The sequence below is a fragment of the Neisseria sp. HMSC068C04 genome (assembly GCF_001810105.1).
GTDB lineage: Bacteria > Pseudomonadota > Gammaproteobacteria > Burkholderiales > Neisseriaceae > Neisseria > Neisseria flavescens_B.
Map to the genome: position 1 here is coordinate 1 of NZ_KV799934.1, position 697 is coordinate 697.

Here is a 697-nt window from a genome sequence, read left to right on the forward strand (position 1 = left end):
CTTGGTAGGCGAAATAAGCAGCTGTACCCCAACCTGATAAACGTGTCCCTAATGCCGCGCCTTTTTTTACCAGGCCAAATGCGCCTTGAAGGACGGCTTTTCGGGATACTTGGGCTTCTATAGTTACAGGGACAGTTGAGGCAGATCTAAAGCCTGTTGAAGCATCACGGACAGCTAGAGATTTACTTGAATTTTCATGATAAAACATGTTCCCACCCATGCCACCACGCCCATTATCTAAATACCGCCAAGTTCTAACGCCATTTTGATTAAAACCGCCAGTAGAAACACGTACTCTTCCATTTGATTCAACAACTAATTCAGCATGAGCTTTAAAATTAAATCCTAATAGAATAACGGCCATAATAATAAGCCGTAGAAATTTGACCATCATAGAACTCTTTACATTCAAAGCCATGTTCTAAAAACTGAAATTTTAAAAACGAGCCATCTTCAAAAAAAACTAACATATCATCAAGATATGTTCGATTTAAGAAATATTGAGCTGCACTTTTTACCATGTTCTTAAAATCAGAAATTGGATAAATTTCTTTAAGTCTGAACATTTCAGCTATAAACACATGACACAATTTTTCATTTAAATAATTGGGATTCGTATCTTTTTTAAATCTCAATTCTTCTTCTGAAATGTAAAACATAATGCTAACTTTCGTAATGGTTGCTGAAAGTTAGATTA

General features: G+C 35.6%; 2 protein-coding genes. Both read right to left on the reverse strand.

The genetic code is table 11. The features are described 5' to 3' along the window. Positions 1-394, reverse strand: a 394-nt coding sequence (locus HMPREF2700_RS11995; protein ID WP_283129673.1) for an IgG-binding virulence factor TspB family protein, incomplete at its 3' end; no start/stop codon positions are given. Next, positions 339-659, reverse strand: coding sequence for a hypothetical protein (locus tag HMPREF2700_RS05020; protein WP_070590709.1), 321 nt, complete (start codon positions 657-659; stop codon positions 339-341). The genes HMPREF2700_RS05020 and HMPREF2700_RS11995, both read right to left, overlap by 56 nt. Positions 660-697: the final 38 nt, after the last annotated feature.